General features: G+C 60.4%; 18 protein-coding genes. 5 read left to right on the top strand and 13 right to left on the bottom strand.

Annotation, left to right across the window (positions count from 1 at the left end):
- Positions 1-102: 102 nt before the first annotated feature.
- Positions 103-1,575: a betaine-aldehyde dehydrogenase gene (gene betB / locus AACW30_RS00485; RefSeq protein ID WP_106575609.1), complete on the bottom strand. Its 1,473-nt coding sequence runs from the start codon at positions 1,573-1,575 to the stop codon at positions 103-105.
- Positions 1,576-1,685: 110 nt separating this feature from the next.
- The gene (gene betI, locus AACW30_RS00480; protein WP_106575608.1) at positions 1,686-2,279 is read right to left on the bottom strand and encodes a transcriptional regulator BetI; all 594 of its coding nucleotides are present in this window, start codon (positions 2,277-2,279) and stop codon (positions 1,686-1,688) included.
- A gap of 391 nt (positions 2,280-2,670) precedes the next feature.
- Here betI and AACW30_RS00475 point away from each other — a divergent pair, with 391 nt between their 5' ends.
- Positions 2,671-4,605: a BCCT family transporter gene (locus tag AACW30_RS00475; RefSeq protein ID WP_237266762.1), complete on the top strand. Its 1,935-nt coding sequence runs from the start codon at positions 2,671-2,673 to the stop codon at positions 4,603-4,605.
- Between the two features lie 97 nt (positions 4,606-4,702).
- Here AACW30_RS00475 and choV read toward each other — a convergent pair whose 3' ends face one another.
- From choV to AACW30_RS00460, 3 genes are all read right to left on the bottom strand, one after another.
- Positions 4,703-5,881 carry a choline ABC transporter ATP-binding protein gene (choV, locus tag AACW30_RS00470; protein WP_106575606.1) on the bottom strand — a complete coding sequence of 393 codons (1,179 nt, stop codon included), beginning with the start codon at positions 5,879-5,881 and terminating at the stop codon, positions 4,703-4,705.
- A complete protein-coding gene (gene choW / locus AACW30_RS00465; RefSeq protein WP_200622103.1) occupies positions 5,878-6,723 on the bottom strand; it encodes a choline ABC transporter permease subunit in 846 nt (281 codons plus the stop codon). The genes choV and choW overlap by 4 nt, the downstream gene beginning before the upstream one ends.
- 66 nt (positions 6,724-6,789) lie before the next feature.
- Positions 6,790-7,737, bottom strand: coding sequence for a choline ABC transporter substrate-binding protein (locus AACW30_RS00460; RefSeq protein WP_106575605.1), 948 nt, complete (start codon positions 7,735-7,737; stop codon positions 6,790-6,792).
- Between the two features lie 414 nt (positions 7,738-8,151).
- On the opposite strand from AACW30_RS00460, the gene AACW30_RS00455 reads away from it, so the two are divergent.
- Together AACW30_RS00455 and AACW30_RS00450 are read left to right on the top strand one after the other, a co-directional pair.
- Positions 8,152-9,528 (top strand): L-serine ammonia-lyase, encoded by a 1,377-nt coding sequence (locus tag AACW30_RS00455; protein ID WP_124418628.1) that lies wholly within the window; start codon positions 8,152-8,154, stop codon positions 9,526-9,528.
- A 499-nt stretch (positions 9,529-10,027) separates the two neighbouring features.
- Positions 10,028-11,131, top strand: a complete 1,104-nt coding sequence (locus AACW30_RS00450; RefSeq protein WP_005792167.1) for a GlxA family transcriptional regulator — start codon at positions 10,028-10,030, stop codon at positions 11,129-11,131.
- A gap of 95 nt (positions 11,132-11,226) precedes the next feature.
- On the opposite strand, the gene AACW30_RS00445 is transcribed toward AACW30_RS00450, so the two are convergent.
- The 6 genes from AACW30_RS00445 to AACW30_RS00420 form a co-directional block, all read right to left on the bottom strand.
- Positions 11,227-11,490, bottom strand: a complete 264-nt coding sequence (locus tag AACW30_RS00445; RefSeq protein ID WP_106575603.1) for a hypothetical protein — start codon at positions 11,488-11,490, stop codon at positions 11,227-11,229.
- Positions 11,491-11,857: 367 nt separating this feature from the next.
- Positions 11,858-13,018 (bottom strand): gamma-butyrobetaine dioxygenase, encoded by a 1,161-nt coding sequence (locus tag AACW30_RS00440; protein WP_179609933.1) that lies wholly within the window; start codon positions 13,016-13,018, stop codon positions 11,858-11,860.
- A 9-nt stretch (positions 13,019-13,027) separates the two neighbouring features.
- Positions 13,028-13,507 carry a thioesterase family protein gene (locus AACW30_RS00435; protein ID WP_200622101.1) on the bottom strand — a complete coding sequence of 160 codons (480 nt, stop codon included), beginning with the start codon at positions 13,505-13,507 and terminating at the stop codon, positions 13,028-13,030.
- A 118-nt stretch (positions 13,508-13,625) separates the two neighbouring features.
- On the bottom strand, positions 13,626-14,591 hold the full coding sequence (locus AACW30_RS00430; RefSeq protein WP_119737551.1) for an L-carnitine dehydrogenase: 966 nt from the start codon (positions 14,589-14,591) through the stop codon (positions 13,626-13,628).
- A 164-nt stretch (positions 14,592-14,755) separates the two neighbouring features.
- Positions 14,756-15,643 carry a 3-keto-5-aminohexanoate cleavage protein gene (locus AACW30_RS00425; RefSeq protein ID WP_200622099.1) on the bottom strand — a complete coding sequence of 296 codons (888 nt, stop codon included), beginning with the start codon at positions 15,641-15,643 and terminating at the stop codon, positions 14,756-14,758.
- A 77-nt stretch (positions 15,644-15,720) separates the two neighbouring features.
- Positions 15,721-16,665 (bottom strand): choline ABC transporter substrate-binding protein, encoded by a 945-nt coding sequence (locus tag AACW30_RS00420; protein ID WP_106575598.1) that lies wholly within the window; start codon positions 16,663-16,665, stop codon positions 15,721-15,723.
- A 194-nt stretch (positions 16,666-16,859) separates the two neighbouring features.
- Between AACW30_RS00420 and AACW30_RS00415 the strand changes: the two genes are divergently transcribed.
- Positions 16,860-17,804 (top strand): GlxA family transcriptional regulator, encoded by a 945-nt coding sequence (locus AACW30_RS00415; RefSeq protein ID WP_200622097.1) that lies wholly within the window; start codon positions 16,860-16,862, stop codon positions 17,802-17,804.
- A 68-nt stretch (positions 17,805-17,872) separates the two neighbouring features.
- Positions 17,873-19,039 (top strand): AAA family ATPase, encoded by a 1,167-nt coding sequence (locus AACW30_RS00410; RefSeq protein ID WP_106575596.1) that lies wholly within the window; start codon positions 17,873-17,875, stop codon positions 19,037-19,039.
- Positions 19,040-19,162: 123 nt separating this feature from the next.
- Here the strand turns inward: AACW30_RS00410 and AACW30_RS00405 are convergent, their stop codons facing one another.
- Both AACW30_RS00405 and AACW30_RS00400 read right to left on the bottom strand, forming a co-directional pair.
- The gene (locus AACW30_RS00405) at positions 19,163-19,579 is read right to left on the bottom strand and encodes a DUF3010 family protein (protein ID WP_106575595.1); all 417 of its coding nucleotides are present in this window, start codon (positions 19,577-19,579) and stop codon (positions 19,163-19,165) included.
- Between the two features lie 37 nt (positions 19,580-19,616).
- Positions 19,617-20,099: a hypothetical protein gene (locus tag AACW30_RS00400; protein WP_200622095.1), complete on the bottom strand. Its 483-nt coding sequence runs from the start codon at positions 20,097-20,099 to the stop codon at positions 19,617-19,619.
- Between the last annotated feature and the right edge of the window lie 5 nt (positions 20,100-20,104).

Raw genomic sequence — 20,104 nt, 5'->3', positions numbered from 1 at the left:
GCCTCATCGGGGGCAAGCCCCCTCCCACAGGGGACTGCATGCCAAATGTGGGAGGGGGCTTGCCCCCGATGGCGGCCTCGCAGGCAATCCAACGCTTGGGTGTTAGAACACCGAGGCGTAGTCGCCCAGCTCAACCTGTACCGATTTGATGCGGGTGAAGTTGTTCAGCGAGCTGATGCCGTTCTCACGGCCCACACCGGACTGCTTGTAGCCACCGACCGGCATCTTGGCGTCGGATTCGCCCCAGGCGTTGATCCAGCAGATACCCGCTTCCAACTGATGAATCACGCGGTGAGCGCGGTTCAGGTCTTTGGTGACCAGGCCAGCAGCCAGGCCGAAGTCGGTGTCGTTGGCGCGGCGGATCACTTCTTCTTCGGTCTCGTAAGTGAGGATGCTCATCACTGGGCCGAAGATTTCTTCACGGACGATGGTCATCTCGTCGGTGCAGTCGGTGAACACGGTCGGGGCCACGTAGGCGCCTTTGGCAAAGTTGCCATCGGTCAGACGGTCGCCGCCGCACAGGACGCGGGCGCCTTCTTCCTTACCTTTGGCGATGTAGCCGAGCACGCTTTCCATGTGGGCGAAGCTGACCAGCGGGCCGAAGTTGGTGTTCTCGTCTTGCGGGTCGCCAATGCGGATGCGCGCAACACGCTCAACGATCTTGGCTTCGAAGGCTGCCTGCAGGTGCTTAGGCACAAAGACACGAGTGCCATTGGTGCAGACCTGGCCGGAGCTGTAGAAGTTGGCCATCATCGCGATGTCGGCCGCGCGATCCAGGTCGGCGTCTTCGAACACGATCAGCGGCGACTTGCCGCCCAGTTCCATGGTCACTTCTTTGAGCGAAGAGCTCGAAGCGCTGGCCATGACTTTCTTGCCGGTGTCGGTGCCGCCGGTGAACGAGACTTTCTCGATGCGCGGGTGCTCGGTCAGCCAGGTGCCGACTTCACGGCCGCTGCCGGTCAGGACGTTGAACACGCCAGCCGGCACGCCAGCTTCGGTGTAGATCTCGGCGAGTTTCAGGGTGGTCAGCGAGGTGACTTCGCTTGGCTTGAAGATCATCGCGTTACCGGCAGCCAGGGCCGGTGCGGATTTCCACAGGGCGATCTGGATCGGGTAGTTCCACGCGCCGATACCGGCGACCACGCCCAGCGGCTCGCGGCGGGTGTAGACGAACGAGGTATCGCGCAGTGGGATCTGCTCGCCTTCGATGGCCGGCACCAGGCCTGCGTAGTATTCCAGCACGTCGGCGCCGGTGACGATGTCGACGTATTGGGTTTCGGAGAAGGCTTTACCGGTGTCCAGGGTTTCCAGCGCGGCCAGCTCATCGTTGCGCTCACGCAGGATGTCGACGGCACGGCGCAGGATGCGCGAACGCTCCATGGCGGTCATCGCGGCCCAGATTTTCTGGCCTTTTTCGGCGCTGACCACGGCACGTTCAACGTCTTCCTTGGTAGCACGTTGCACTTGGGCGAGAACTTCACCGTTAGCCGGGTTGATGGCTTCGAAGGTGGCATCGCTGCCAGCGTCGCTGTAGCCGCCGTCAATGTAGAGTTTTTGCAGTTCGAAACGGGCCATAAAGTCCTCGCAAGTGCATAAGTGGTTGGCGTTACCCGCCGCCGGTGAGCCATGGGGTTTCTGGCAACACTGAGCGGCAGACGTTCAGGGGTTGAGCGGTTATGTGTGCTCTAACTCACCTGCTTGGCCAATTGGAAATCCATGTATTCGTAAGCGATCCGTTGCGCCTGCTCCGTGTCGAAAGCGTCTCCCGACAGGGCGCCGCGCAACCACAAACCGTCGATCAAAGCCGCCAGGCCCCGGGCTGCGCTGCGTGCATCTTCCAGCGGCAGCACTCGGCGAAACTGGCAGCACAGGTTGGAATACAGACGGTGATCGTTGATCCGCTGCAGCCTGTGCAATGACGGGTGGTGCATGCTGGTTGCCCAGAAGGCCAGCCAGGTTTTCATCGCCGGGCCGTTGACTTGGCTGGCGTCGAAGTTGCCGCCGATGATCACCTGCAGGTGGGCACGGGGGCTGTCGTCTTTTAACGCTTGCCGGCGTTCGTGGACGTTCTCGATCAGCACATTCATCAAGTACCGCATCGTCGCGGCGATCAGGCCATTCTTGTCCTGAAAGTAGTGACTGATGATGCCGTTCGAGACGCCGGCCAAACGGGCGATCAGCGCAATGCTGGCATCTCCCATTCCGACCTGATCGATGGCCGTCAAGGTGGCTTCGATCAACTGCTGGCGGCGTATGGGTTGCATACCGACCTTGGGCATGTAGCACCTCTCCTTAGGCCTGCCGGTGGGCGATAAACGTCCGTCGGCTTGAAGGCCAGTCTATTTTGTTTTGATTGAACGTTCAATCAACAAAGAATAAGCTCTGCGACAAATGGTCGCGACCTGCAGATATTTCCTACCTGTGAGCCACTGCCTCTGACACCTGCAAAAACCCTTGAAACAGGCCGTATCAGGGCCTGGCCACTGCTTCGGCGCGGCTCAAGAATTTTCGGGGTGTCTTTATAACACCCGTCCGTCGACTGCCGAAAAATCGATGTCCCGGGATAACCGTTGCCTTGTGTTTCTCTCTCGCACTGCCTGGAGCATCTGCGCCATGAGTTCTGCCTCTCTTATAAAGACCCCGCCGGAAAAGGTCCGGGTCAACGGTTGGGTGTTCTACACCTCCACCGCGCTCATTCTGTTGTTGACCGCCATTCTGATCATCGCCCCGCAGGAGGCCGGGCGCATGCTCGGCGTAGCACAGGCATGGCTGTCGAAAAGCTTCGGCTGGTACTACATGGTGGTCATCGCTGCCTACCTCGTGTTTGTGGTCGGCCTGGCGTTTTCGTCCTACGGCAAGTTGAAACTGGGCAGCAAGGACGACACCCCGGACTTCAGCTACGGCGCCTGGGCCGGCATGCTGTTCTCGTCGGGCATCGGCATCTCGCTGTTGTACTTTGGTGCCTCGGAGCCTTTGGACCACTACTTCAACCCGCCCGAAGGCACGGCCGCCAGCAATGGCGCGGCACGCCAGGCGTTGCAACTGACGTTCCTGCACTGGGGCCTGCACGGCTGGGCGATCTATGCCTTGGTCGGCCTGGCCGTGGCGTACTTCGCGTATCGCCACAACCAGCCGCTGGCCTTGCGTTCGGCGCTGTACCCGCTGGTGGGCGAGCGTTGGGTGAAGGGCGCGGCCGGCCACGCGGTGGACGGTTTCGGCATGTTCGTGACCCTGCTGGGCCTGGTGACCAACCTGGGGATTGGTTCGATGCAAGTGTCGTCCGGGCTTGAAAACCTGTTCGGCATGGCGCACAGCAACACCAACCTGTTGATCGTGATCATCGTGATGAGCACCGTAGCGACCATCGCTGCCGTGTCGGGTGTGGAGAACGGCATTCGCCGCCTCTCCAACCTCAACATCGTGCTGTTCAGCGGCTTGCTGATCTTTGTGCTGCTGTTCGGCCCCACCCTGCACCTGCTCAATGGCTTGGTGCAGAACACCGGCGACTACCTCAACGGTATCGTGCTGAAAACCTTCGACCTGTATGTGTACGAAGGCGACGCCGACAAAACCGAGCGCTGGATGGGCCTGTGGACGCTGTTCTACTGGGCCTGGTGGATTTCCTGGGCGCCGTTTGTGGGCATGTTCATCGCGCGTATTTCCCGTGGCCGCACCGTGCGTGAACTGGTGGCCGGCGTGCTGCTGATCCCGCTGGGCTTCACCTTGGCGTGGTTGTCGATCTTCGGTAACTCGGCGCTGGACCTGGTGCTCAACCACGGTGCCGTGGAGTTGGGCAAGACGGCGCTGGAACAACCGTCGATGGCCATCTACCAATTGCTGGAGCATTACCCTGCGTCGAAAATCGTGATCGGCGTGTCGATCTTCGTGGGCTTTGTGTTGTTCCTGACCCCGGCGGATTCCGGCGCGGTGATGATGGCCAACCTGTCGTGCAAAGGCGGCAATGTGGACGAAGATGCGCCGCACTGGCTGCGGATCTTCTGGTCGGTCGTGATCACCCTGGTGACCATCGGCCTGCTGTTTGCCGGCAACTTCGAAGCCATGCAAACCATGGTGGTGCTGGCGGGGCTGCCGTTCTCGGTGGTGCTGATTCTGTTCATGTTCGGTTTGCACAAGGCCATGCGCCAGGACGTGGCCATCGAACAGGAGCAAGCGCAATTGGCTGAGCGTGGCCGCCGTGGTTTCAGCGAGCGTTTGACTGCCCTGGACCTGCAACCGAGCCAGGCCACCGTGCAGCGCTTTATGGACAAGCACGTAACGCCGGCCTTGGAAGAGGCGGCGACGGCGCTGCGTGAGCAAGGGCTGGAAGTGCAGACCTTGTTGGGCAAATCCAAGCGTTGCATCGGTGTGCGCATCGAGATGGAAGAGGGCAACCCGTTTGTCTATGAAGTGAGCCTGGATGCGTATTCGTCGGCACCGAGCGACTTGCCCGAAGAAGAGCGCACACGTTACTACCGGGCCGAGGTCTACCTGCACAACGGACCTCAAGAGTACGACCTGATGGGCTTTACCCAGGAACAGATCACCCGGGACGTGCTCGATCAGTTTGAAAGCCATCGGCAGCTCCTTGGCCGTGTCTATAGCTGATAGTTAATCCGAGTGGCGCCTTCCCTGGCGCCGCTGTTTCAAGATTGGAATGGGGTCAAATGTAGGACCCAGTTCATTCAGCCGATCTGTGCACTGCTCAGCCCAGGTTCTTGCCTAGCAGGGCATGGTAAAGCTCGCTGTCCCCCAAAATTCCCACCACCTGGTTGTTGTTATGCAGCACCAGTTTGTTCCCGGTGTGATAACGAATCTGCAACGCATCGCGCATGCCGATATTGGAGTCCACCAGCGTCGGTACCCGGCCCAACCCTTCCACGGCTTGCCCCGGTGCCCAGTTCTGCAGGTTCATCACCGCTCCATTCTGGCGGGCGCCCTGGATCGTGTTGCCTTCGGCCAGGTCCAGCCAGGAATCGCCGCCCGGATCGAGGCACACCGAGCCGTTGACCCGCGTGCAGTTGTCCAGCGTGCGCATCAGGCTGCGGCCGCACAGCACGTTCAGCGGGTTGGTATGGGCGACGAAGGTGCGCACATAGTCATCCGCCGGGTTCAGCACGATCTCTTCCGGCACGCTGTACTGGATGATCTTGCCGTCTTTCATGATTGCGATGCGGCTACCCAATTTGAGCGCCTCATCGAGGTCGTGGCTCACGAACACAATGGTCTTGCTCAGCTTGCGTTGCAGCTCCAGCAGTTCATCCTGCAGGCCTTGGCGAATGAGTGGGTCGAGGGCTGAGAAAGGTTCGTCCATCAGCAGGATATCGGCGTCCATTGCCAACGCGCGGGCCAGGCCGACGCGCTGCTGCATGCCGCCGGACAGCTCGTCGGGCTTCTTGTTACGCCATTGGGCCAGGCCCACCAGCTCGAGCTTTTCATCCACCAGCGCGCGGCGTTCTTTCTCCGGACGGCCCTGCATCTCAAGGCCGAAGCTGATGTTTTCACGCACCGTCAGCCACGGCATCAATGCGAACTTCTGGAACACCATGGCGATGCGCTTGGTGCGCATCATTTTCAGCTCGGCCGGGGTGCACGACGCAATGTCGATCTGGCGACCTTCATGCTCCACAAACAGCTGGCCACGGCTGACGGTGTTGAGGCCATTGATACAACGCAGCAAGCTGGATTTGCCGGAACCGGACAGGCCCATCAGCACGCAGATTTCGCCTTTCTCGATGTCCAGGCTGGCTTTTTCAACGCCGACAATCTGCCCGGTCTTTTTCAGGATTTCGTTGCGGTGCATGCCCTGGTCAAGCAGCTTGAGGGCTTCGCGCGGGTCTTTGGAGAAGATCACATCGACATTGTCGAATCGGATAATGCTCATGCATCACCCCCTACTTTGGCGTCGGGTTGTTTGCAGATGCGGTCGAGCATGATGGCCAGCAACACGATTGCCAGGCCGGCTTCAAAGCCCAGGGCGATGTCGGCGGTGTTGAGTGCGTTGACCACCGGCTTGCAGAGGCCGTCAGCGCCTACCAGGGCCGCGATTACCACCATCGACAACGACAGCATGATGCATTGGGTAATGCCGGCGGCAATGCTCGGCATGGCGTGGGGCAGTTCAATGCGTGAGAGCAACTGACGGCGCGAGCAGCCAAAGGCCTTGCCGGCGTCCATCAATTCTTGCGGCACATCGCGGATGCCCAGGTAGGTGAGGCGGATCGGCGCGGCAATCGCGAACACCACCGTGGAAATCAGCCCGGGCACCACACCCAGCCCGAAGAGGGTCAGGGTAGGGATGAGGTAGACGAAGGTCGGCACGGTCTGCATCAGATCGAGCACCGGCCGCATCAGGGTGTAGAACATCGGTTTGTGCGCGGCAACAATGCCCAGCGGCACGCCAATGACCACGCAGACCAGGGTGGCGAACAGCACCTGCGCGAGGGTTTCCATGGTTTCCTGCCAGTACCCCAGGTTCAGGATCAGCAGGAAGGAGGCGATGACAAATACTGTCAGGCCCCATTTGCGTTGAATGAAGTGAGCGAGTAGCGCAATCAGACCGATCAATGCCAGCGGATTGAACCAGGTCAGCGCAAACGTCACGCCGTGGATCATCGTTTCCAGGGTCGATGCGATTGCGTCGAAGTAGTTGGCGCCGTGTTGGGTCAACCATTCGACGAAGGCAGCGATGTACTGGCCTAGTGGGATTTTCTGTTCAGTCAGCATGGTAGTGAATGTCCACATGCGAAGGGGAAAACATCCCGGGCCAGCGCACCGGCCCGGGGTCAGCGATTACTTGTCCAGGTAAGCTTTGACCGCCTCCAAACCGGGTTTGCCATCCACGGTGGTCACACCGGCCAGCCAGGTGTCGAGCACTTGTGGGTTCTTCTTCAGCCAGGCTTTGGCTGCGGCGTCGGGCTTCATCTTGTCGTCGAGGACGTTACCCATCAGGGTGCTTTCCATGTTCAAGGTGAACGACAGGTTTTTCAGCAATTGGCCAACGTTGCTGCATTCCTGGGTGTAGCCCTTGCGAACGTTGGTGTAGATGGTGGCCTGGCCGTAGTTGGGGCCGAACGAGTCATCGCCACCGGTCAGGTACTTCATCTTGAAGCGGGTGTTCATCGGGTGCGGTTCCCAGCCCAGGAACACGATGGCCTGGTCACGCTTGGAGGCGCGTTCCACTTGCGAGAGCATCCCGGCTTCGCTGGACTCGACCACTTTGAAGCCGGCGGTTTTCAAGCCGAAGGCGTCTTTGTCGATGAGGGTCTGGATGGTGCGGTTGCCGTCGTTGCCCGGCTCGATGCCGTAGATCTTGCCGCCGAGTTCATCCTTGAATTTGACGATGTCGGCGAAGTCTTTCAGGCCCTTGTTGTACAGCGCCTCCGGGACCGCCAGGGTGTACTTGGCGTTTTCCAGGTTGGCGCGCACGGTTTCCACGGTGCCGGCATCACGGTACTGCTTGATGTCGTTTTCCATGGTCGGCATCCAGTTGCCGAGGAAGATGTCCATGTTCTTGCCGTCGGCCAGTGACTTGTAAGTCACCGGTACCGAAATCATCGTGGTGCGCGGCTTGTAGCCCAGGCCCTTGAGGACTTCGCTGGTGGTTGCGGTAGTCACGGTGATGTCGGTCCAGCCGACATCGGAGAAGTTGACGGTCTTGCACTGTTCCGGTTCTGCAGCGTGTGCCAGGACTGGCAGACTCAGCATGGCGGCCAACAACAACGAGGGTGAACCTTTCATCGGGGTAGACTCCTGTGTCTTTTCTGGCGGCATTCGCCGCGCTTTATAAGTGTTGCGGTTGGGGCGTGCATCGCGGCGACGGCACGGTGCCTTGCAAACGAGTCGAGACTGATCATGTACCAGTGAAAATCTGACGCCTACAGGGGGCGTCGTATCCAGTACAGGGATGGTCGTATCCAGTGTCGGTGACGTCGCTTACAGGTTTTTCCAATGGCAAAACCGCAGTTTTTACCAATCTGCACCGCTAAAAACGGCCAAAACGCCCGATCGCACGGGAGCGACGCTGGTGAGCATGGTTACGTCGGTGTGAGACGCCGTGAGGGCAAGCAAAAGCTTGATGATGCCGCCATCTGGGCGATCTGAGCGTAGCACCTCGTTCAAGCCTGGCCGTGCTTATCGAGGAGTTCTACCGCAATGGCTATCAGTGTTTTCGACCTGTTCAAGATCGGCATCGGGCCTTCTAGTTCTCACACCGTCGGCCCCATGCGCGCCGCGGCGTTGTTCGTCCAGGCATTACGTGAACGTGAACTGTTGGAACAGGTCAGGCGCGTTGAAGTTCAGCTGTACGGCTCATTGTCGGCCACCGGCATCGGCCACGGCAGCGACACCGCCACCATCATGGGCCTGATGGGCGAGTGGCCGGACGCAATCGACCCGGCGCACATCGGCTTGCGTATTCACACCCTGCGCGAGACCGACACGCTCTTGCTCGACGGCCGCCTGCCGGTGCCCTTCGTCTGGGCGCGCGACATGCGCCTGCTTGACGAAAACCTGCCGTTTCACCCTAACGCCATGACCCTTGTGGTGTTCGGCGATGACGGCGAGCTGCACCGCGATACCTACTATTCGGTCGGCGGCGGTTTTGTGGTGGACCAGGCCCAGGCGCAAAGCGGCGTGGCTGACATGGACCGTACCGAGCTGCCGTATGATTTTTCCAGCGCTGTAGAGCTGTTGCAGCTGTGCAAAACCCATAACCTGCGCGTGGCCGAGTTGATGCTGGCCAACGAAAAGACCTGGCGCAGCGAAGAAGAAATCCGCAGCGGCCTGATGAAGCTCTGGCGCGCCATGCAGGATTGCGTGGAGCAGGGCCTCAAGCACGAAGGCATCTTGCCGGGTGGCTTGAACGTGCGGCGCCGCGCCGCCAAGTTGCACCGCAGCTTGCAGGAGTTGGGCAAGCCGAACGTGATTGGCTCGACCTTGAGCGCGATGGAGTGGGTCAACCTGTTCGCCCTGGCGGTGAATGAGGAAAACGCAGCGGGTGGGCGCATGGTCACCGCACCGACCAATGGCGCGGCGGGGATCATCCCGGCGGTGCTGCACTACTTCATGAAATTCAGCGACGAGGTCACCGAAGCCAACGTGGTCGACTATTTGCTCAGCGCGGCGGCCGTGGGAATTTTGTGCAAAAAGAACGCCTCGATTTCCGGCGCCGAAGTCGGCTGCCAGGGTGAAGTGGGTTCGGCGTGCGCCATGGCCGCGGCGGGGCTGGCGGAAATTCTTGGCGCCACGCCGGAACAATTGTGCAACGCCGCCGAAATCGGCCTGGAACACAACCTCGGCCTGACCTGCGACCCGGTGGGCGGGCTGGTGCAAGTGCCGTGCATCGAACGCAATGCGATTGCGGCGGTGAAAGCGATCAACGCAGCGCAGATGGCCCTGCGTGGCGATGGCCAGCACTTTATCTCCCTGGACCGGGTGATCCGCACCATGCGTGATACCGGCGCGGACATGCACGACAAGTACAAAGAAACCTCGCGGGGCGGGTTGGCGGTGAGTGCGGTTGAGTGTTGATCCAGTGATACCGCCATCGCAGGCAAGCCAGCTCCCACAAGGGAATGCATTCCAAATGTGGGAGCTGGCTTGCCTGCGATAGCGTTAGATGCAGCAACACTGCTCATAAAGTGAACACCCGGATCCAAAAGCGCCACCTTTTAGCGCGTCGCAAACAGATAAGTAGCCCCCAAACGATTTCCCGTCCGCCCACCGGGTTCCCGTGCGTGCGGTGACAGACGTTTCCTACGCCCGCAAAGCGCCTTCCCACAAGTGCTACCGATCTGCTCACACCCTGTGAGCGGGCGCGCTCCGACGTCCTTTTCGGGGCCTATCCCGCACTTCCCACGCGGGCTTATATAGACGCGTCATCAGGTCGTTTTCAGGAGTTATTGAATGGCCATTCAATTTTAGGCATGGCATTTGCTCTATCAATTCAAAGCCTCTCCTTTCCAGGGTGAGCGCAATAACAAGAGCCTCGCCTGAGGCCATCACCCGCTTTGTGTGAGGAGATACCGCGATGACGTCGTTCAACTCCGGGGCTCAACCCCAGAACCGTGCGCCTCAATCCATCGGCTTTTTGCTGCTGGACAATTTCACGCTGATTTCCCTGGCCTCGGCAGTGGAACCCCTGCGCATGGCCAACCAGCTGTCCGGCCGCGAGCTGTATCGCTGGACAACCCTGAGTGTCGACGGAAACCAGGTGTGGGCCAGCGACGGTCTGCAAATCACCCCCGATGCCTCCATGCACAAAGCCCCGGCCCTGGACACTGTGATCGTGTGCGGCGGCGTGGGAATCCAGCGTACCGTTACCCGTGAGCACGTGTCGTGGCTGCAAAGCCAGGCGCGTCAGTCGCGTCGTCTTGGCGCGGTGTGCACCGGCAGTTGGGCCTTGGCCTGCGCCGGTTTGCTCGACGGTTTTGATTGCAGCGTGCACTGGGAATGCCTGGCGTCGATGCAGGAAGCCTTCCCGCGCGTGGCCATGAGCACGCGCCTGTTCACCCTCGACCGCAATCGCTTCACCAGCTCCGGCGGCACCGCGCCGCTGGACATGATGCTGCACCTGATCAGCCGCGACCACGGCCGTGAACTGTCCGCCGCCATCTCCGAAATGTTTGTGTACGAACGCATCCGCAACGAACAGGATCACCAGCGCGTGCCGCTCAAGCACATGCTCGGCACCAACCAGCCGAAGCTGCAGGAAATCGTCGCGCTGATGGAAGCCAACCTCGAAGAGCCGATCGACCTGGACGAGCTGGCGGTGTACGTCGCCGTGTCGCGTCGTCAGTTGGAGCGGCTGTTCCAGAAATACCTGCACTGCTCGCCGTCGCGTTATTACCTGAAGCTGCGCCTGATTCGTGCGCGGCAACTGCTCAAGCAAACGCCGATGTCGATCATCGAAGTGGCCTCGGTGTGCGGGTTTGTGTCCACGCCGCACTTCTCCAAGTGCTACCGCGAATACTTTGGCATTCCGCCGCGCGATGAGCGCGTGGGGTCCAACACCACCCAGCAAGTGGCGATGATGCCGATTCCACAGGCGCTGGTGTTGTCACCGTTGTCCGGGCCGATGTCGGCGTTGAGCCAGGCCAGGAATGAGTCGACGTTTGCGAGTGTGAGGCTCTAGACCGAGTCGGCTTCACCGCAGGCAAGCCAGCTCCCACATTTTGATCTGTGAATACAGTCAAATGTGGGAGCTGGCTTGCCTGCGAAAGCGATCTATCAGGCGCCAGAGTTCTGCTTGAACTGCACCAACGCCGGCAACAACTGCTTGTCGATCGCCTGGCGCACCGCCGGCAAGATCGTCGCACTGCCGGTGTACATCTGTTCCACCATGCCCTTGAGCGCCTTGGCCCGTGCAGCGCTCAAACCACGTACCGCGCACTCGCAAGCCTGCTCGGCGGTGGCACCGCTGGAGACTTCAAAACCCAGCGAGCGCAGTTGGCCCAGCAGGTCATCCTGGTCAATCAAATCCGCGTGCATCATGACGTTCATCCTGGTGTAGGGAGCGGGGACTGACTGGGATTCTGGTAGCCCCCCGGCCGGTCGGCAAGGGCAGAATTGACGAATGGCTCATATGGCTATGAGCAGGTCGTTTTCGGGTCATTTACCGAAAGAAGTAATAGGCACACTGAATGCCAGGCACGCACCTTGAAGGTTTGGTCACCCTCGGGATGTCACGCTCACACCAAGCACTCTGCCCCGATCCAGTCACGGCTTGATCGGGGCTTTTTTTGCCTGGGGTTTGTGGTGATTGCACTGGCCTCTGCGCGAGCAAGCCCGCTCCCACATTTTGAATTGTGAACGCAGTCCAATGTGGGAGCGGGCTTGCTCGCGAAGGGCGCACCTCGGTTTACCTTTGCAACACCAATATCCTGGACAGCAACTCATCCCGGTCAATGTAACAACCCTGAAAATGCCGCGCCCCGGAAGCTGGGTCAAACGCATTGCGCGCATGCAAGGTGCGGCGGTTATCAAAGCACCACAACTCCCCCGGATTCAGCCGTTTGACCAGCCTGAAACGGTCCTCGCGGGTCATCGCAATAAAGCGCCGATACGCGCGATACAACAACGGCATCTGCTCCACCGGCGCCTCGAACGGCCCGCGCAGAAAGTTGGCCATGCGGATCTCCGCCACGTCACCCAAGGCATCCAGCGCAATGATCGGCGCCAGGCGGCGATAGTCGCTGTGACGGTCTTTATTGCGAAACTCCACGGGGATTTCACACAGCGCGCGAAACGCCTCGGGGTCTTCAGTGCGCAGCGCATGGGCGATGGCGAACCCATCGACAAAAATGCTCTCGCCGCCCGTGGCCTCGTTCACCAGGCAATGCAGAAATTGCAGCCCCGGTTGCAGCTCGCGCGTTGGCAAATCGCTGTGCAACGGCAGGTTGAAAGCGGTGTACGCATTGCTGTCGGCATCGGCCTTGGACTGCACGTTGAACAGCACACCGAAGTTGCTCTCGCGGATAAACGAAATGCGCTTGGCGATCAGCGCCAGCGAGCCAGGTTCGGTGGGCACGCCACGGATTTGCGTGAGGCCCGAGTCACGCAAGGCCAGCAACCATTGCAGCAGGATGTTCGGGTCTTGCATCACGGCCGCGTAGTCGAAAACGGGCAACGCGAAGGTGCTGTCCCATCGCTGCGATGCGGGCTTGGCTGCACGGCGTTCGGCGCGTGATTCGTCGTCATAGGCATGGGCCCGCAACCAGCCCGGATCGTAGTGGCTGCGATGGCCGCCGCTCCATTGCACACTCAGGCATCCCTGATCGATATGCGCGCTGACGGCAGTCAGGTGTTCGTCGACATCGACAATCTCGAGCACCTGCTCGCGGGTCACGCTGTACACGCATTGCGCGCACGGGCAGTTGTCGCGCAGCCACTGATGATGAAACGGACTCACCCGCCCATCGGCCCATTGCACGCGTAGCTGATCGGTCAGCACCTGCACCTCGGCGAGGTCGCTGATCGTTGGGTAGGTACGAAAATCGGCAACAGCGGCGGCGGTTTGCATGGTGGCTCCTTATTGTTTTTTGGGCGGCAATCCAATCACGCGGCCGAGGAGGGCGGGGCGCGCCAGCTCGGCCTGCTGCGCGCTGATCGCGGTGAGTTTTGCCAGGGTGGCCTCGGTAAACGGCGCCGAATGCGGACCGGCGAGATCGACGTGCAGCAACATCTGTTCGTTGCCCGCCAATTCCTTCTCGTCGCCCACCAAGTGCAGACTGTGATAGAGGTGCAGACGCTTGGCATCGTGGGCGATCAGCTGAGTGCGCACCTCTACCTCGGCACCGAGTTTCACCTCATGCAGGTAGTTTAGGTGCAGTTCCAAAGTGAACAGTGAATGGCCGCTGGCCTCACGGTTTTCACTGTCCAAACCCAGGGTGTCCATCAGTGCGTCGGTGGCGTAGCTGAAGATCAGCAGGTAGAACGCATCGCGCAGGTGGCCGTTGTAATCCACCCACTCGGGCTGGATTTTGGTGGTGTAGGTGGTCAATGCAGGCATGTCTGGGATTCCAGGTCATTACTCGGTCAACTGTGGGAGCGGGCTTGCCTGCGATGGCGGCGGTGAGTCGTACACCGCTGTCGCAGGCAAGCCCGCTCTCACAGGAAATCAACAGCCGTTACTCAGCGAAGCTCATACCGTGTTTGGCTTTGGTGGTCTTCACCGCCTCAAGCACCGCCAACAGGCAATCATCACGATAGCGTTCCAGCGCCGAAATGCTGTGTGTGCCCAACTGCTCACTGGTGCCATCGACCACATCGTCGATCAACTTGTCGGTCAACTCCGGTGCCGGCAAATACGTCCACGGCAACTGCAGCGCCGGGCCGAACTGCGCCATGAAGTGGCGCATACCGGCATCGCCGCCCGCCAGCGTGTAGGTGAGGAAGGTGCCCATGAACGACCAGCGCAAGCCGGCGCCAAAGCGGATCGCATCGTCGATTTCACCGGTGGTCGCCACGCCGTCATTCACCAGGTGCAGCGCCTCACGCCACAGCGCTTCGAGCAAGCGGTCAGCGATAAACCCCGGCACTTCCTTACGCACGTGCAACGGGCGCATGCCAAGGGATTCATACACCTTGATCGCCGCCTGAATCGCTTCGGGCGCGGTGTTTTGGCCGCCCACCACTTCCACCAGCGGCAGCAGGTAAACCGGGTTGAACGGGTGGCCGACCACGCAGCGTTCCGGGTGGGTGGAACCTTCGTAGAACTCACTCGGCAACAGACCCGAAGTACTCGACCCAATCAGTGCATTCGGCTTGGCCGCCGCGCTGATTTTGCTGTGCAGTTCAAGTTTCAGCTCCAGGCGTTCCGGGGCGCTTTCCTGGATGAAGTCGGCGTCTTTCACGCACGCTTCAATGGTGGTAACAAAGCGCAGGCGGTCTTGAGACGCACCCGGTGCCAAACCTTGTTTCTCCAACGCGCCCCAGGCATTGGCGACGCGCTTGCGTAGGGCCGCTTCGGCGCCGGGCGCGGGGTCCCAGGCGACCACATCCAGGCCGTGGGCGAGGGCGCGAGACACCCAGCCGCTGCCGATAACGCCGCTGCCGAGGGCGGCGAAGGTTTTGATTTCAGTGATAAAGCGCATGGCAATTTCCTAAAGTATTCGCAAATTCTGTGTGAGGAACCGGTTCAAATGTGGGAGCGGGCTTGCTCGCGAAGGCGGTGTGTCAGTTGTTGCATTCGGTGACTGATTCACCGCCTTCGCGAGCAAGCCCGCTCCCACCTTTTTAATTCGGTTTCGGCAGGAAGTTAGCCGCGCTTGGTCAGGCCCATCTTGATTCGACCTTGCGCCGGGGTCATGACCCGCGCGCCGAGGCGGCTGAGGATTTCACTGGCGCGTTCCACCAGTTGGCCATTGGTGGCGAGCACGCCCTTGTCCAGCCACAGGTTGTCTTCCAGGCCGACGCGCACGTTGCCGCCCAGCAGCACCGCTTGGGCCGCCATCGGCATTTGCATACGGCCGATACCAAAGCCGGCCCACACCGCATCGGCGGGCAGGTTGTCGACCATGGCTTTCATCGTGGTGGTGTCGGCCGGAGCCCCCCAGGGGATGCCCAGGCACAGTTGGAACAGCGGGTTGTCGAGCAGGCCTTCCTTGATCATCTGCTTGGCGAACCACAGGTGGCCGGTGTCGAAGATTTCCAGCTCGGCCTTAACGCCCAGCTCCTGGATACGCTTGGCGCCAGCACGCAGCTGGGCCGGGGTGGAGACGTAAATGGTGTCGCCATCGCCAAAGTTCAGCGTGCCGCAGTCCAGGGTGCAGATTTCCGGCAGCAGCTCTTCCACGTGCGCCAGGCGCGTCAGCGGGCCGACCAGGTCGGTGTTGGGGCCGAACGCCATCGGGTGTTCGCCGCCGCCGATTTCCAGGTCGCCGCCCATGCCGGCGGTGAGGTTGACGATGATGTCGATGTCGGCCTCGCGGATGCGCTCCATCACTTCGCGGTACAGCGCGACGTCGCGGCTGAATTTGCCGGTTTGCGGGTCACGCACGTGGCAGTGCACCACGGTGGCACCCGCCTTGGCGGCTTCCACGGCGGCGGCGGCGATTTGTTTGGGCGTGACCGGCACGTGTGGGCTTCTGCCGGTCGTGTCGCCAGCACCGGTGAGTGCGCAGGTGATGATGACGTCGTGGTTCATGAGTCGGTTCCTTACAGGCGGGCGTAGTGATGCCGCTCGCAGCCAACAGCGGCTGCGACGCGGTGATTCGGATCAGGTTATTGGCTGGTCAATTGCAGGTTGGCTGCGGCCGGTTTGCCATCGAAGGTGGTCACGCCTTCCAGCCAGCGCTGCTGGTCCTGCGGGTGGTCCTTGAGCCACTGCCTGGCGGATTCGAGCGCGTCTTTGTGATCCAGCAACGGCTGCATCATTCGGCTTTCGTCGGCGGCGGTGAAGGTCAGGTTGGTCAGCAGCTTGTGCACGTTCGGGCACTGTTCGGCGTAGGTCGGCGAAGTGACGCTCCACACCGTGGCCATGCCTTCGTTCGGGCCCAGGGCGTCGTCGCTGCCGGTGAGGTAGGTCATGGCAACGTTGACGTTCATCGGGTGTGGCGCCCAGCCAAAGAACACCACGGCTTCCTTGCGGCGTACCGCGCGGTCGACGGCGGCGAGCATGCCGGCTTCACTGGACTCCACCAGCTGGAATTTGCCCAGGCCGAACTGGTTTTTGGCGATCATCGCCTTGATCTGGGTGTTGGCGCCCGAACCTGGCTCGATGCCATAGATCTTGCCGCCCAGTTCTTTCTCGAACCTGGCGATGTCGGCGAAGGTTTTCAGGCCCTTGTCCGCCAGGTAAGTCGGCACGGCGAGGGTGGCGCGTGCGTCTTCCAGGCTGGGTTTTTCGAGGACTTTGACTTGCTTGGCGTCGACAAATGGCGTGATGGTCTGGGTCATCAGCGGGTTCCAGTAACCCAGGAACAGGTCCAGGCGTTGGTCGCGAATGCCGGCGAAGATGATTTGCTGGGAGGCGCTGGTCTGTTTGGTCTTGTAGCCGAGGCCGTCGAGCAACACTTGGGTCATGGCGCTGGTGGCGATCACGTCGGTCCAGTTCACCACGCCCATGCGCACGTTCCGGCAAGATTCTGCATCGGCCGCGAGTACGCTGGTGCTCAAAATGGCGCTGGCGCTGAGTGCAAGCACGCAGCGGCTGATCAGTCGGTTCATGGTGGTTCCCTCGGCAGGTCGTTATTGTGGGTTCCGGCGTCTTTGTGCGCCGTGGCATCAAGTTACGTACCTTCGGGCCCGACAAAACGCACGGCGGCGACCCGCTCTTGCACTGCAGCGACCTGTGCTCTTGAATGGCCGGTTGAACTGGCGTATCACAGTGACCACGCTGCCCGTCTTACGAGAGCGCCACCATGTCCCAGGATTTCTACTTTCTGCTGATGCCGGGTTTCTCGGCCATCGGCTTTATCTCTGCGCTCGAACCGCTGCGCGTCGCCAACCGCTTTCGCGGCGAGCTGTACCGCTGGCACGTGCTGAGCGCCGATGGCGGCGCGGTGCTGGCGAGCAATGGCATGTCGGTCAATGCCGACGCCGCATTGGAGCCGCTGAAAAAAGGCGCGACGCTGATGGTGGTCGCCGGCTTCGAACCCTTGAAGTTCACCACGCCTGCGCTGGAGCACTGGCTGCGCCGCCTCGACCACGACGGCGTCACCCTCGGCGCCATCGACACGGGCGCCTGTGTGCTCGCCGAGGCCGGCTTGCTCGATGGCCACCGCCTCACGCTGCATTGGGAAGCTATTGACGCCTTTAAGGAATCTTATCCACAGCTCACCGTGACCCAGGAGCTGTTCGAAATCGACCGTCGTCGCATCACGTGCGCGGGCGGCACGGCGTCCATCGACCTGATGCTCGACCTGATCGCCCAGGCCCACGGCCCGGACCTTGCGATCCAGGTTTCCGAGCAATTCGTACTCGGGCGCATCCGCCCACGCAAAGACCACCAGCGCATGCAGATCGCCACGCGCTACGGCATCAACAACAAGAAGCTGGTGCAAGTGATCGGTGAAATGGAACAACACACCGAACCGCCGCTGACCACCCTGGCACTGGCCGAGGCGATCAAAGTCACCCGGCGCCAGTTGGAGCGGTTGTTTCGTCTGCATTTGAACGACACGCCAAGCAACTTCTACCTCGGCCTGCGCCTGGAAAAAGCCCGGCAGCTACTGCGTCAGAGCGACATGAGTGTGCTGGAGGTGAGTATTGCGTGCGGGTTTGAGTCGCCTTCTTACTTCACGCGCAGCTATCGGGCGCGGTTTGCCAAGTGCCCAAGGGAGGATCGGCGACGAGAGGCGGTTTGACGGGCAATTATAGTCAATTATACTCGCCACTATAATTTATAGTCCTTTCCATAATTGAGTATAAAAGCATGTCGAAGAACAGCGGCTTCGTGTTTCGCCGCCCCGCCCTGGCAAGCAGTATTGCCGACGGTTTGGTGGGGGCCGGTATTCAGGATTTTACCTCTGGCCTGTTTCTCGCGGCGCCGCGCCGCACCGGCAAAAGCACCTTTTTGCGTGAAGACCTGATCCCCGAGTGTCAGCTGCGGGGTTGGCTGGCGGTGTATGTCGATCTCTGGGCCGATAAAGAGAAAGATCCGGCGGAATTGATCGCCAGCGCCATTGCCGCTGCGCTGGTTCCCTTTGAGAAGGGCATTCGCAAATTGGCCAAGAACATTGGCATCGAGAAACTAAGCTTTCTGCGCACCCTGTCCTGGGACTTCACCAAGCCACAATTGCCCGTCGGTGCCACACTGACCCAAGCCCTGGAGTTGCTGCACAGCGCGGCGGAAAAACCTGTGGTGCTGGTGATTGACGAAGCCCAGCATGCTTTAACCACCGAGTCCGGTATCAACGCGATGTTCGCGTTGAAGGCCGCCCGGGATCAGCTCAACCAAGGCCGTGACGAGGAGGGCAGCGGCTTGCGCCTGGTGTTTACCGGTTCCAACCGCGACAAGCTGGCGCATTTGGTGTTGGGCAAAAGCCAGCCGTTCTTCGGTTCCAGCATCACGCCGTTTCCCTTGCTCGGCAAAGCGTTCACCCAAGCCTACACCGCGCACCTCAACGCGCATTTGGCCAGCACCAATCAGTTCGACGCCGCCGACATTGATGAGGCGTTTGAGTTGGTCGGCCGTCGCCCCGAGATGCTGCGCACCATCATCGGTGAGGTGGCGCTGGAACTGGGTGAGGCCAGCAACCTGGGCCAATTGCTGCACAGTCGCGCCGAATTCCTGCGCGCGGGCGTGTGGACGGAGTTCGAAAGTGCCTGGAACAACCTCACCGTCCCCCAGCGCGCTGTGCTGGAGGTGATGGTGGCGCGTTCACAAAACAATGAACCCTTTGCGCCCTTTACCGACAGCACCCTCACGGCGGTCAGCAAGGCGCTGGAAGACATGGGCAGCGATGTGGTGCCGGGCACCCAGACCATACAGGCGTGCATTGATGCGCTGCGCGACAAGGAGCTGGTGTGGAAGTCGAGCCGTGGCGGGTATGCCCTGGAAGACAAGTCATTCGGGGATTGGCTGCTGCACAAGCGCTGAAGCGCACCACAAAACCAATGTGGAAGGGGGCTTGCCCCCGATAGCGGTGGGTCAGCAGCCTATAAATGACTGACACCCGACATCGGGGGCAAGCCCCCTCCCACATCTGACATGCGTCGTGGTTTATTTCTTTACCAGCGCCGAGCACGCCGCTTTGTAAGCCTCGTGCTGATACTTGTTCAGCGAAGCCGGCAACTCAAAGTTGTGCTTCTTGTTCTGCGCATTGATGGTCTGCGGCGACAGCAGTGTCACCTCAACCCCCTCCAGCAACTGAAACACGCCTTCAATCTTGAACGTGGTCGGGCCACCGGCAAATTCGCCTTTCTTGCTGCGCTTCTTGATCGCGATGCGGGTGATGGCGTTTGCCTGCACAAACGCCTTCACCTGGGCGGCGAAAGCTTTGACGTTCGCCGCTTCATCGTCATCCTCAAGCGCGATTTTCTTGGTGGCCAGGGCGACGTGGGTCAGCGCCTGATTGTCCTGAGAGGCGACAGCAATGATGGCTTCGCTGCCTTTGATTTCGATGCCGCAGATAGTCATTCAATGGCCTATTAAAAATGGGGCTGAGTGGCGAGTATCAGTAATGCCGGTCTTCTTCTTGATGTTGATAGATCTGATGCGCCGTCCAGAACATCAGTATCGAGAACACCACCATCAGGCCGACGCTTACGCTCATGATGTAGAAGTTAGGCGAACTCGATTTAAAGTTCGCCTTGATGTTATGCACCGTCGGAAACCATTTTGAGTACACCACGGGGACCGGGCCGCCCACTTCGTAGCCAGGGTCGTCGACGTAGCTGCTGTTGTTCACCATGCCTTCGATGCGTTGGTCTTCATGCTCGAAGGCGTAATACACGTTGATGCTGGAGGCCCAGGCGCTGAGGCGTTCCAGTTGGGTGATGTGCCCGATGGTTTCGATGGGCGCCGCCTTTATCAGTGCAAAAGGTGCGCCCCGGCTCACCGACAAACTCAGCATCAGCGACAGTATCAGCATGGCCAAAAACAGCAGGGCGGCGCGCGTGTAGAGGAAATCCCTCTGCGCTTCGCGTGGGTAATACATGTGAA

The organism is Pseudomonas sp. MF6747, from assembly GCF_963890955.1.
In the GTDB taxonomy this organism is placed as follows: Bacteria; Pseudomonadota; Gammaproteobacteria; order Pseudomonadales; family Pseudomonadaceae; genus Aquipseudomonas.
The sequence above is the reverse complement of the archived record's forward strand: the minus strand, read 5'-3'. Positions and strand labels throughout refer to the sequence as shown.